10 protein-coding genes and 3 pseudogenes are annotated in these 12,815 nt (G+C 38.4%); 8 read left to right on the forward strand and 5 right to left on the reverse strand.

The genetic code is table 11. The features are described 5' to 3' along the window. Window positions 1-141 precede the first annotated feature (141 nt). Window positions 142-1,980 carry a hybrid histidine kinase/response regulator HrmK gene (gene hrmK, locus CDG76_RS12980; RefSeq protein ID WP_094349433.1) on the reverse strand — a complete coding sequence of 613 codons (1,839 nt, stop codon included), beginning with the start codon at window positions 1,978-1,980 and terminating at the stop codon, window positions 142-144. 208 nt (window positions 1,981-2,188) lie between these two features. Between hrmK and CDG76_RS12985 the strand changes: the two genes are divergently transcribed. After that, entirely contained in the window at window positions 2,189-3,055 is an 867-nt protein-coding gene (locus tag CDG76_RS12985) for a branched-chain amino acid ABC transporter permease (RefSeq protein ID WP_094349434.1), read from the forward strand. Window positions 3,056-3,076: 21 nt separating this feature from the next. Here the strand turns inward: CDG76_RS12985 and CDG76_RS12990 are convergent, their stop codons facing one another. Both CDG76_RS12990 and lipA read right to left on the reverse strand, forming a co-directional pair. Beyond that, a complete protein-coding gene (locus CDG76_RS12990; RefSeq protein ID WP_094349435.1) occupies window positions 3,077-3,214 on the reverse strand; it encodes a photosystem I protein PsaX in 138 nt (45 codons plus the stop codon). Between the two features lie 189 nt (window positions 3,215-3,403). Continuing rightward, on the reverse strand, window positions 3,404-4,330 hold the full coding sequence (gene lipA / locus CDG76_RS12995) for a lipoyl synthase (protein WP_094349986.1): 927 nt from the start codon (window positions 4,328-4,330) through the stop codon (window positions 3,404-3,406). Between the two features lie 234 nt (window positions 4,331-4,564). Between lipA and CDG76_RS13000 the strand changes: the two genes are divergently transcribed. The 4 genes and pseudogenes from CDG76_RS13000 to CDG76_RS13015 all read left to right on the forward strand — a co-directional run bounded on the left by CDG76_RS13000 (window position 4,565) and on the right by CDG76_RS13015 (window position 6,962). Beyond that, entirely contained in the window at window positions 4,565-5,209 is a 645-nt protein-coding gene (locus CDG76_RS13000; protein ID WP_094349436.1) for a response regulator, read from the forward strand. 501 nt (window positions 5,210-5,710) lie between these two features. Continuing rightward, window positions 5,711-6,382 (forward strand): annotated as a pseudogene (locus tag CDG76_RS13005) (ATP-binding protein); the annotation flags it as partial. Window position 6,383: 1 nt separating this feature from the next. Next, a pseudogene (locus CDG76_RS13010) lies at window positions 6,384-6,779 on the forward strand (GAF domain-containing protein); the annotation flags it as partial. Window positions 6,780-6,842: 63 nt separating this feature from the next. Next, window positions 6,843-6,962 carry an ATP-binding protein gene (locus tag CDG76_RS13015; RefSeq protein WP_094349438.1) on the forward strand — a complete coding sequence of 40 codons (120 nt, stop codon included), beginning with the start codon at window positions 6,843-6,845 and terminating at the stop codon, window positions 6,960-6,962. Here CDG76_RS13015 and CDG76_RS38285 read toward each other — a convergent pair. Continuing rightward, a pseudogene (locus tag CDG76_RS38285) lies at window positions 6,960-7,085 on the reverse strand (terpene synthase); the annotation flags it as partial. The gene CDG76_RS13015 and the pseudogene CDG76_RS38285 overlap by 3 nt on opposite strands. A gap of 654 nt (window positions 7,086-7,739) precedes the next feature. On the opposite strand from CDG76_RS38285, the gene CDG76_RS13020 reads away from it, so the two are divergent. From CDG76_RS13020 to CDG76_RS13030, 3 genes are read left to right on the forward strand one after another with little or no spacing between them, the layout of a single operon-like run. Then, window positions 7,740-9,059 carry a hybrid sensor histidine kinase/response regulator gene (locus CDG76_RS13020; RefSeq protein ID WP_094349439.1) on the forward strand — a complete coding sequence of 440 codons (1,320 nt, stop codon included), beginning with the start codon at window positions 7,740-7,742 and terminating at the stop codon, window positions 9,057-9,059. 42 nt (window positions 9,060-9,101) lie between these two features. Beyond that, window positions 9,102-10,253 carry an FIST signal transduction protein gene (locus CDG76_RS13025; protein WP_094349440.1) on the forward strand — a complete coding sequence of 384 codons (1,152 nt, stop codon included), beginning with the start codon at window positions 9,102-9,104 and terminating at the stop codon, window positions 10,251-10,253. Window positions 10,254-10,259: 6 nt separating this feature from the next. Beyond that, on the forward strand, window positions 10,260-11,303 hold the full coding sequence (locus CDG76_RS13030) for a sensor histidine kinase (protein ID WP_094349441.1): 1,044 nt from the start codon (window positions 10,260-10,262) through the stop codon (window positions 11,301-11,303). 224 nt (window positions 11,304-11,527) lie between these two features. On the opposite strand, the gene CDG76_RS13035 is transcribed toward CDG76_RS13030, so the two are convergent. Beyond that, entirely contained in the window at window positions 11,528-12,640 is a 1,113-nt protein-coding gene (locus tag CDG76_RS13035; RefSeq protein ID WP_094347467.1) for an IS630 family transposase, read from the reverse strand. Window positions 12,641-12,815: the final 175 nt, after the last annotated feature.

Here is a 12,815-nt window from a genome sequence, read left to right on the forward strand (position 1 = left end):
TATAGCACCCAACAATTTATATTGTAGTCATTTGTTATGGGGCATTGGGCATTGGGCATTGGGCATTGGGCATTGGGTTATTTATTCTCCTCGCCTCCACTGCCTCCCCTGCTTTCTGATCTCCCCCTGCTCCCTGCCTCTCTATATTGCCGGTTTGCTGTACTTGGCTACCAGACTGGCTAAAAGTGGTAAATCAATTGGTTTAGAAATATAGTCATTTACTCCGGCATTTAGACAGGTTTCGCGATCGCCTTTCATCGCCATTGCTGTTTGAACAATTACCGGAATCTTCCGATATTGCTGATTTTCTCGCAGTTGTTGCACCAAGTTAAGACCATTTCCATCTGTCAGACAAACATCCATTAAAATTACTGCTGGATCTAACTGTGTTAGAGCTTCCCACATCTCGGCAGCATTCTTAACCCAAGTCACTTGATATCCCAAATTACGTAGATAAATTTGCATCAAATTGGCATTGGGTAAATCATTTTCTACCAGCAAAACTTCTACAGAATAACTAGGTGTCAAAGGCAGAGGAAATGAGGAAAATTCTGCTTCCCCTGCTTCCTCATCTTCCTCTCCACCCTCATCTCCTCCTACTCCCAGTTCTTGCTTAAGGGGAAGTACAAGAGTAAAACGGGAGCCACGATCTATTTCCGATTCTACTTTCACCGAACCACCGTGAATTTGGGCGAGTTTCTGAGTCACTGCTAAACCCAAACCAGTACCTTCAATACCATCTGCTACGGCCTTGGCAATTTGGAAATATGGCTGAAACAGTTGAACTTGGTCTTCTTGGGAAATGCCAGTGCCAGTATCCCAAACTGTAAAATGCACAAATACACCTTTGGAAGCAATCTGTAAGCCAACACTTCCTTTACTGGTAAACTTTAGGGCGTTGAAGAGTAAATTCAACAACATTTGCTTGAGTCGTAAGGGGTCAGCTACTAGGGTTGTAATATCAGGTTCAAGTTCTAGGCACAGTCTCAAACCCTTATTAGCGGCTTTCTCTTTCACCAATGCTAAAACATTGCTACATAGCAGTTGCACATCTACTGTTTCCCACTGTACTTCTAGCTGATTTGCTTCAATTTTAGAGAGATCCAAAATATCATTAATCAGAGCTAGTAAGTGTTTACCGCTAGACTGAATGATATTTAAATACTCTTGCTGACGTTCTTTACTTGGTTCGTACCCTGGAGCTAAAAGCAGATGGGTAAACCCAATAATGGAACTAAGCGGTGTGCGAATTTCGTGGCTGGTGTTTGCCAGAAACTGATTTTTCAGTTGATTAGTGCGCTCCAATTCTTGATTAGAGTTACTTAACTGTTGACACCGTTGCGGCCAAGACAAGATGTGTCTAAGTTGTACCAAGGCTGTAGTACACTGCTTGGCAGACCTTGCCATCAATTGCGATCTGAGTTGAGCTTGCGATTCTATGAGCGACTCATGATGAGAACTTAGGGGCGGTGTGGCGATAATTAGCCAGCCTATAACGCTGCCAGAATCATCCGCCAACCGCCAAGCGCTTGGTAGTTGTTGATTCTCAAGCTGTTGCAGATCTTCAAGTTTTATCACCTCTTGCAATCTCAACAGCAGCTTGTTTTCTGCTGTCAGCACTTCTAGAAATAAAGGCGCTGAATGTGGGGACGAAGAACGGGAAACATAGCAAACTGTGGCAACAGTTTCTTGTGGTTGACACATAGCGATGCCTACGGCACATTCTGTAAGTGCCAGATTACTGCTATTAACAGCACTGTTAATCTCGTTAACCACGGTTTGGAAAATTTCCGCTTGTGCTGCTTCTGGCTGTGGGACCGTGTTACAAGCAGAAAGCAAGCAATCATTAAGGCGACTTTGCAACTGGTTTAAGCTGCTCTCCAGCCACAGCTGCGCGCGAAGTTGCTCAATTGTTGTCAAAAGTTTTGGCGTTACATCTATCAGTGAGTTCTGGTCTGGTAAGCTTGAATACTGCTGCATGGTCAACTAGACCGTTGAACAAGTTTAGCTACGCATAAAAATCCCAACAGGATTTTATGTATATTAGCGGACAATTCTTTTTTATTTATAAATTACAACTTATGTTGTTATAAACCATAACTTATGATGTCGAGTTTAGCAGCTACTCCAAAAAAAAATTATTGTATGAACCACTAACCTAAAATTTTTTAAACCCAACTGAAGACTTATGGATACACAATTAGCCCAACTAATCGTTAATGGGATTGCGGTGGGGAGCATTATTGCTCTAGCCGCAGTCGGACTGACTCTTACCTATGGAATTTTACGGCTATCTAACTTTGCTCATGGTGACTTTCTCACTTTAGGAGCCTATCTCACCTGGTTGATAAACACCATTGGAGTCAATATTTGGCTGTCGATGATCCTAGCTGCGGCGGGAACAGTAGCAGCAATGCTGTTATCGGAAAAGTTACTGTGGTCAAAGATGCGCTCTATTCGTGCTACTTCCACTACGCTGATTATTATTTCTATCGGACTTGCCTTATTTCTTCGCAATGGGATTATTTTTCTCTGGGGTGGCAAGAACCAAAATTATAATTTACCTGTTACTCCGGCTTTAGATATTTTGGGTTTAAAGATACCGCAAAATCAATTATTGGTATTAGGATTGGCGGTGCTAGCAATTTTGGCGCTGCATTACCTGCTGCAAAATACCAAAATTGGTAAGGCGATGCGAGCAGTTGCGGACGATCTGGACTTAGCCAGGGTTTCAGGTATCAATGTTGACCGAGTAATTTTCTGGACTTGGCTAATAGCTGGCACTCTTACATCATTGGGCGGCAGTATGTATGGATTAATTACAGCCGTGCGCCCGAATATGGGATGGTTCTTAATCTTACCATTATTTGCCTCAGTAATACTCGGTGGAATTGGCAATCCCTACGGTGCGATCGCAGCAGCTTTTATCATTGGCATCGTCCAAGAAGTCAGCACTCCTTGGCTGGGTTCCCAGTATAAACAAGGTATCGCACTGTTGATCATGATTTTGGTGCTGCTCATTCGTCCCAAAGGTTTATTCAAAGGAACGATTTGAGCAGCACCACTCCACTTCTAATTATTCAATAATGTGGAAATAGTAGGCTGCTACCAAGAAATTGATCGCTAATAAGAACAGTGCCCAGCCTGTGCGAAAGGCGTAGGGAGGTTTAGCTCCACTGTCGGCAACTGGTAAATCTTTGCTTTTAGCAGTCATAATGCGATTCTCCTAATGTCAGGACTTTTTAAGAAATACCAAACTGGCGTACCAAATACTCAAATTCTTCAAGAATATTTGTGTGAAGTTGGGAATTGAGAAGAGGCAGAGGGGCAGGGAGCAGGGTGAAGAGGGAAAAGAGGTAATTTTTTATTCTCCCCCTTGCCCCCTGCCCCCTGCTCCCCTGCTTCATCCCCACTCCCCACTCCCCACTCCCTCCTCTCCAGCATGATAGGAACTGCGAACCAGAGGCCCAGAACGAACGTGGTTGAATCCCATTTCCCATGCTAATCTGCCAAGCCGATCGAATTCCTCTGGAGTCCAATATTTTTGGACTGGCAAATGTTCTAAAGAAGGACGCATATACTGCCCAATAGTCAAGCGATCGCATCCCACAGCCTTTAAATCAGCCATTGCTTCAAGAACTTCATCAAGTGTTTCTCCGTGTCCCAGCATCAAACCTGATTTGGTGGGAATTGTCGAATCGATTTCTTTAACCATAGCCAGCACCAAGAGCGAGCGATCGTATTTGGCTCCCCGGCGCACTGGGCCAGTTAACCGCCGCACTGTCTCAATATTGTGATTGAAACAAGCTGGTTTGGCTTTCACAATCATCTCTATCCGCTGGCGTTGACCTGACTCCCCAACACCAGCACCACCCCAAAAATCTGGGGTTAGCACTTCAATTTGAGTCTCTGGGTTCAATTGGCGGATAGTCGCGATCGTCTCTACAAAATGCCCTGCACCTTGATCGGGCAAGTCATCACGGGCTACAGAAGTCAGCACCACATAACGCAATCCCAAAAGCTGCACCGCCTGGGCAACCTTTTCAGGTTCCTCTAAATCAAGAGGCATTGGTGCATGACCTTTATCTACTTGACAGAAAGCACAAGAGCGTGTGCAGGTAGGCCCCATTAGCAAAAAAGTTGCAGTTTTTTGGGCATAGCACTCCCCCCGGTTAGGGCAGCGTCCTTCTTCACAAATCGTGTGAATTTGGCGCTGCTTAATAATGCGTTGTACGGTAGAGATTTCACTGGCTTTACCAATTGGGCGACGTAACCAGCTAGGCATTGCCTTAATTTCAGACTTTAGTTCGGCTTGTTGTGACGAAATCATAGACATCCAAGCAAGATGCGGATATAGATGTAGTGGTCTGTTGATTAAATATCACAATGACACAAATTTAAAAGAGCGCAAGCAAAAGTTTTGCAAAACACCTCTAACAATGTCATTTATACCGAAATATACTATCCCCCAATTGCTAGAAATTATGTATATAGTGGGAGGATTCTCAAGGACAATCGGCAAAACCGCTATTTACACTTATAGTTTCTGTTAGAGCAAACAGTCGTGGCAAGCAACAAGATTTTAGTTATCGATGACACTACAGTTGTCAGGGTAAAAGTACGAGAAATGTTGCCTCCGGGCAATTTTGAGGTACTAGAAGCAAAAGACGGTTTGGAAGGACTAAATTTCATCCTTCAGGAAAAACTCAGCCTGATTATGCTGGATTTCCTGTTGCCTAAAATGAGTGGCTGGGAGGTTTTCCAGAAAGTCCAAGCCGATCCGGAGTTAAGGAAAATTCCTTTAGTGATCATGTCTGGTCGCAAGGAAGAGGTGACTGAGAAAATCACAGAACCATTTGAATATTTTGAATTTTTGGGCAAGCCTTTTGATCAGAAACAACTAATTGGCGCTATTAAGTTAGCTATGGCTAAGGCGAAACAGCCACGCCCAGAACTAGTCGCAGTAGGAGCAGGAGTTTCCGTAAAAAACAGCACGTTATCAACCTCTGCTGTCGCCAATGGTACGGTAGTAGCCCCTAGCGTTGCAACCTCTAGCGTCGCAACCCCCACAACCCCCAGTAGTGGAGGAGTCTCCGAGGCAGAAATTAATGCATTGAATGAGAAAATTGTCAAAATGCAAGCAGAAATTGATGGTTTGAAGAAACAGCTAACTCAGGTTGTGACTTTTATTAAACAAAAAATCAAGTAGTATTTGTGCTCGTTATTATTATCGCAGCCAAAAATACACCATATATCCTGGTGTCCGATTAAAAGCGGATAAAAATAGTTAGTTCAAAAACACTTATGTTGACAAATCATCATTATTTAGTGAGGTACAGCTTTACCGGGCTAAGGTCAAGCTGTGCTTTATCTTCCCTCTTCGTAAGTTCGGAGAGGGGTTCTGGTTGAGGTTTTAATATGTACTTAACTTAATGAGGAAACGCTACAATTCAAGATTCAGATATTTAGTAAAAAAATATATTAAAAGTCATATTTTCTAATACATATTTTCTAATACAAATTAAACAAAAAATCCTATTTTATGATGAGGATAGTCTTGGCGCGGGAATAATAAGCCATAGAAACAATAATTATGAGCATAATCCGCAATGTTAATAGTATTGGATACATTATATTCGTTTCCTGGTTATCGCATTACTGAACTATCTGGCAGCGCTGCCCAAAATCGTTTCAATTTATTGTTTCAAACCAAAAAGTTTTGAAACTAGCTGCCTGTATTGGGAATTAATTTGACTTAAAAACTCTGGCGATCGTTAATGAAAAATATGTAGTAGATACAGCATCAGACTTGTGGCAAGCATTACTTGATGGGCTAGTTTTACCACAGACTGAAAATTACAACATTTTTTCAAAAGATAATACTAATCAAGAATTCATTGTTGATGGAATAGAATCTACACAATTTTCAAATTCTAATTTACAGCTACCTAAGTATAAATTTGTCCATGACCGAGTGCAGCAAGCCGCTTATTCTTTAATTCCTGAAGAACAAAAAAAGCCAATTCACTTAAAAATTGGGCTACTGTTATTGAACAATATTCCTGTTGCAGAACAGGGAGAAAAGATTTTTGAGCTTGTCAATCAGTTTAATATCGCAGTAGAATTCATCTCTCCTCAAGCTAAACGAGATGAACTGGCCCAGATGAATTTAATTGCTGGACGAAAAGCTTTAGCATCAACAGCTTATCCCGCTGCTGTTAAGTATTTAACTATCGGCATCCAATTGCTGGCAAGTGATAGTTGGGAGACTAAATATCAACTAATCCTAGCTTTGTATGAGACAGGAGCAGAGGCGGCGTATCTAGCTGGCGACTTTAGGCAAATGGAGCAATTAGTAGAAGTAGTGTTGGCACGAGCAAAACTACATTGAGTTTCCATCAACTTGCCTTGAATCAAGCTACGATGTTCCCATTACTTTGATTAACTATGTTAAACGCTCTAGAGAAATCTTGGTTATTGATGATCCAATAGCTGTTTCTTTTCTAGCAAGTGATAGTTATATAACTAATGAAGAACCTAAGAGCTTATTGTCTATACCTCTTCTAAATCAAGGTAAATTGATTGGGATTCTTTACCTAGAAAATCGTCTGACAACAGGAGCATTTACACGCGATCGCATAGAAGTCCTCAAACTTCTTACCACTCAAGCAGCAATATCCTTAGAGAATGCTATTCTTTATAAAAACTTGGCACAAGCTAAAGAAAGCTTGGAGGAATACAACCATACCCTAGAGAGAAAGGTTCAGGAAAGAACCCAATAACTCACTGAACTAACAGATTCTAATACGGCGATAATTCGGATTACTGATAACGGTTATGGCATGACAAAAGCCGTGCGGCAGAAAATATTTGACCCGTTTTTTACCACTAAATCAGTAGGAAGTGGTACGGGTTTAGGGTTGTCGATTAGCTACCAGATTGTCGTGGAAAAACACAACTGATTCATTTGCCAGTAGGTTAAAACGAGTTACCCATTCTAGAGCATACTCTTCTAAAACATCAACATGCTTATTGATATGCGATGAAAATGGGCAATATAAATCAGAGGAAAGTAGTTCCTTCATAAAAACATATTAGTTAGAAGCAGCGAACATTAATTACAGGAGAACAAAATCAAGAGACTCACGGAGAGCCTATGACAATTTTTTGAAAAAACTTAACTTACTAAAACACAACATGTTATACAGTGCGTAAATTATATTTACGTCACTGTAGTGGTGTCTAAATCTAGATGAAGGTTTTCAAACTTAAGTAATATTGTTCAATATTTTTTTAAATAAATAACCGTAATTATCTGTGACTATATTTTTTTATAAAAGTTTTATAAAAAAAATTACATTTAGGGATACTCATGGTAAACACTGTTGACTAACTGAAAATATTAACTTAGAGCATCAAGAAGATTATTCTTAGCTAGCGTTAATTTTCTAATAAAACAAGGGTGAAAATAACTAATTTCAGAGCGATCGCCTTCATAAAAGAGGATTTTCTACTTTGGTGAAAATTAAAATTGGTGATTGATGTCCATTAGCGATCGCCCCAACCCAAAGTTATAGGCAATTTAGCGTGAAAATGTTGCTGTTATCAGAGTTTTTGGGAACTATAGGATTGTCAGACGATAAATTTGCAGTCTGTCTACCAATAAAATAGAGGGGACTTAGCGGCGATCGCAGGGCAAATAGGGAATAACTAACAATGAATAAAATTAATTTAAATATATGAATGAACAACCAGATGTAAAAATACTTTATACCCCAGAAGATAGTTTAATCTTAGTTGTAGATGATACTACTACTAATTTAGAAATTGTTTTTGATATATTAACTAATGTCGGCTTTAAAGTTATCACAGAAAATGATGGAAAAAGAGCAATTAAGCAGCTTGAATTCCAGCTTCCTGACTTAATTCTATTAGATGTGATGATGCCTGGAATAGATGGGTTTGAAACTTGTAAAAGACTGAAAGAAAATTCAGCTACTTGTGATATACCCGTAATTTTTATGACAGCTAATTCGGATACTCCTAGTAAGGTAAAGGGTCTAAATATAGGAGCAGTTGATTACATCACAAAACCCTTTCATGAAGAAGAATTATTAGCTAGAATTAAAACCCATCTTCAATTACGAAATCTCACAAAAACTTTAGAAAAACGAGTTTTAGAAAGGACATCAGCATTATCTAGGGCATTAAAAGACTTACAAGAGTCTCAACTTCAGCTTGTACAGACAGAAAAAATGTCTGCCCTTGGTCAATTAGTAGCAGGAGTTGCTCATGAAATTAATAATCCAGTTGGTTTCATTCATGGCAATCTTGGACACGCTTCAGTATATTTCCAAGACATGATTAAGATTATTGACCTCTATCAGCAGCACTATCCTAATCCAGTTCCAGAAATTCAAGAGGAAATTGCAGCGATAGATTTGAAGTATATACTTGCCGATCTACCTAATTTAATTTCCTCAATGAAAGAGGGAGTTCAGCGCATTCGTAACATTAGTACCAGCTTGAGAACCTTTTCTCGAGCAGATAGCGATCGCAAAGTGTATTGCAATATTCATGATGGCATAGACAGTACAATTATGATTCTCAAACACCGTTTAAAAGCATCCGAAGATCGACCCGATATTCAAGTAATTAGAGATTACGGTGTATTGCCAGAATTAGAATGTTTTATCGGACAACTCAATCAGGTATTTATGAATTTATTAGCTAATGCTATTGATGCTTTAGAGGAATCTAATGTAGGACTTACCTATATGGAGATTGAAGCAAATCCTAATCAAATTCTGATTCAAACTATTCTCACTGAAGATAAAAATTATATCTTGATTAGGATTAAAGATAATGGCGTAGGAATGTCGGCTGATGTCCAACAAAAAATCTTTGACTATTTATTCACCACCAAGCCTGTGGGTCAAGGTACAGGATTAGGGTTATCAATTGCTAGTCAAATTGTTGTCGAAAAACATGGAGGAACTCTAGAGGTAAGCTCATCAATAGGGCAAGGTTCAGAGTTTATCATTAAACTTCCCATTTAATAATTATAGTAAGTTCCGTTTACCAACATAATAAATAAATTTATGTTCAAGGCAGTAGTAGGTCACAGTAACGATCCAGATTCTCTAGCAGCAGTTGAAGAAGTTCTTCAGCAATGTACCAGTTCTCTTGCAGGAGACATACCAAAAGCTGGGATTATTTTTGCTGCAATTGATTTTGATCATTCTCTCATTTTGCAGCAAATCGATCGGGTTTTTCCGGGGATTGAGTTGATTGGTGGAACAACAGATGGAGAAATTTCTTCAGTCTTAGAGTTTCAGCAAGACTCAATCACTTTGATGTTGTTTTGCTCAGACGTAGTTGAAATTCATGCAGGAGTTGGACGTAAAGTTTCAGACGATCCAATTACTGCAACTAAACAAGCTGTGGAGCAAGCCAAAGCAAAAAGTACCGCACCTCCAAAGCTATGCTTAACTCATCCAGAGAGCCTCACAACTAGTGGTGTCTCTATATTAAATGGCTTAAAGCTAGCTCTTGGTCAATATGTGCCAATATTCGGTGGTTTGGCAGGCGATCAATCAAGATATCAAAGTACGTATCAATTTTTTCAAACAGAAGTATTAAGTGATTCTGTACCAATTCTACTTTTTTCCGGCACAATATTGTTTTCCCACGCTGTTGCAAGTGGTTGGCATCCCATTGGTCAAACAAGCAAAGTGACTAAGGTAGATAAAAACATAGTCTATGAAATAGATGGTAAACCAGCTTTAGATTTTTATCATCATTATCTAGGTTTGCTTCCACCGTCAATGGAATATCCACTAGCAGTGTTTGATGAGAATGAAGACAATTTTTATATAAGAGCACCTATTGCTTACAATCAAGAATCTAGTAGCATAACCTTTTTTGGAGATATTCCCAATCAAGCAATTATTCAAATTTCCGAAGCAGATTATGAAGATATTTTGGCAGCTTCCAAAGCATCATTTATGAATGCCTTAAATAATTATCCTGGTACAGAGCCAAGTGCTGTTTTATTTTTTTCATGTGTAGCTCGTCGGCAAATACTTGGTACTAGGGCACAAGAAGAGTATCAGAATACAAAACTTTGTCTGACTGACTATTTACCTGCCTGTGGATTTTATTCTTATGGAGAAATTGCTCCTATAGATGGAATTAGCCAAACGCAATTCCACAATGAAACTTTTGTAACTTTAATTTTGGGAAATCAGTAAAAATTAATGGAAATATTAGATTATCAACAAGAAATTAAGGAATTAAAAAAAGCCAATCGAATTATCCAAAAGAAATTAGAGCGTTCTGAATCAGACCGGAGAAAACTTGAAGAAACAAATCGAAAAAAAGAATATTTGCTCAGAAGAGTAATTGATGAATTAAAGGAATATCAAAATAAATTAGAAGAAAGAAGCCATGAACTAGAAATGATGCTGCTTAATCTTCAGATAATGGAGAATAAGATGTCTACTTTGGGAAGTATGGTAGCAGATGTAGCTCATGAGATTAATAACCCAGTTGGGTTTATTGCAGGTAATCTGACTCCAGCAAAAGAGTATATTGAGAATTTATTACATCTAATTGACCTCTATCAGCAGACCTATCCCAAAGCATCTCAGCAAATTCAAGAAACAATCAAAATGATTGACCTAGAATATGTGCGCGAGGATCTACCTAAACTCATTTTCTCAATGAGAGAAGGTACAGATCGTATTTCCAAGATTAGCGACAGCCTGCGAATTTTCTCTAGAGCAGATATAGAACAAAAAATTCTGTTTAATATTCATGAAGGCATTAACAGTACTCTCCTCATTCTCAAGCACCGTTTACAAGCTAATAAGACTCGTCCTGCTATTCAAGTAGTTCAATCTCACGAAGAATTTACCCTAGTAGAATGCTTTCCAGGACAATTGAATCAGGTATTTATGAATCTATTGGCAAATGCCATTGATGCTTTAGATGAATCTAATGCTGGCCTGAGTTTTAATGATATTAAACTAAATCCTAATCAAATTACAATTCATACTGCCCTCACTGAAGATAAGAATCATGTCTCGATTCGGATTCAAGATAATGGGGTGGGAATATCGGCTGATGTTCAGCAAAAAATATTCGATCATTTATTCACAACAAAATCTGTGGGAAAAGGAACAGGATTAGGGTTATCAATTGCTTATCAAATAATTGTCCAAAAACATAAAGGAACTCTAGAAGTAAATTCTGTGTTAGGAAAAGGTTCTGAATTTATCATCAACATACCTATTTATTAAAATATCAAACATATACAGCAGTTTTCTTTTGCATGAGGCACAAAGTCACTGGTTTTGAGGTAGGAGGCAGTGTTTCGACTACGCTCAACAACCAGGCAGGAGGCAGGAGGGAGAAGAATAATTTGATTTGTGAATCCTTGGTTCTGTACCTCATTTAGTTGCAAAGCGCTGTAAGTTATTTAAAGTATTTAAAAAAATATCCAAGATAATAAGCTATTCCACATTTAAGTTGCAATAGTAATATTACCCTTATTCTTAATTTTTCTTCCCCATTTAATAATTAATTCTCCTTGATTTAACAGCTTATCAAGTAAATTTTTTAGTTCATCGACTGATTTAAATAACCTGTGGGCTACATATTCTTTAGCTGAATGCCATACCAATTCTACTAAATTCATATCTGGGCTATATGCCGGCAGAAAATATAGTTGAATGTTTGGCAACTCTTTCTCAATTGCCTCTATAATTACTTTCTTTTTATGGTAACTAGCGTTATCCAGAATAATTAAAATTACTGGGCCATTCTCGGAAAAATTAGATTCTAGATTTCCTGCTAAAACCCATTCTTTTTTCACAAATTCATTTAATTTTTTTAACTGCGCATAAAAAATTTCACCATTCCCTTTCTCAATGAAATAACACATTCTCTTGCTGTCGTGATATCTTACTCCTCCCATTATATTTACACGCCCGCGACTCCTCTGACCTGTTACTTTTTTACTCGAACCTTTTTTGCTCCAATTTTTACGTCTAATTACCCTGAGACTAAAACCACTCTCATCCCAAAACCAGACTTGTAACCTTTCAGGGCAAGACTTTGAAGCTTCTAGATATCCAAGCAGTTTTTCTTTAAAGACCTCTCTTTTTATCGGATCTTGCTTATCCTCTAGACTGTATTTTGCCCAAAGGTAAGCATACTTTTTTTGCTTTAATATTCTCCTGACTTGTTCTCCGCTTAACTTAATATCAGTTCTTTTGTCTAAATATGTAGCTAATCTTGCTGTTGTCCATCGTCCAAATTCATAGCCTAATTCACTTGGTTCTTTGTCAATAACTTCCATTAATAATTCAATATATTCATTTGTTGCTTTCTGGTAATTTCCTTTTCTCCTGCCATCTTTTAGACTTTCTAAATTGTCTGGATCACCATGAACACACCAATATGCTACACTTCTACATGAACAGCCTAAAAATTCACTTATCTCCTGATAAGTTTTTCCATCATTCATCAGAAGTAACATCAATATTCTCTGTATAAATTGAGAGCGATCGCTATCTTTTAAAGCTTTTTGTAAATTGTCTTTTTGAGATTGAGCTAGAAACCCTTTAGCAGGCATGATAACGCTATAGACACGGATATATCTATTTTACCATTTATGCAATTTAAATGTGGAACAGCTTAGCAAGTTACAGTGATGGAATTTTTCGACTTATTACCTTATAATTAATTAAATTTTCAAAGCAAAACTTTATTTATAAAAAATAAAAAATTTATATCCTGGTTGCAAACAA

The sequence above is a fragment of the Nostoc sp. 'Peltigera membranacea cyanobiont' 210A genome (assembly GCF_002246015.1).
Classification (GTDB): Bacteria; Cyanobacteriota; Cyanobacteriia; order Cyanobacteriales; family Nostocaceae; genus Nostoc.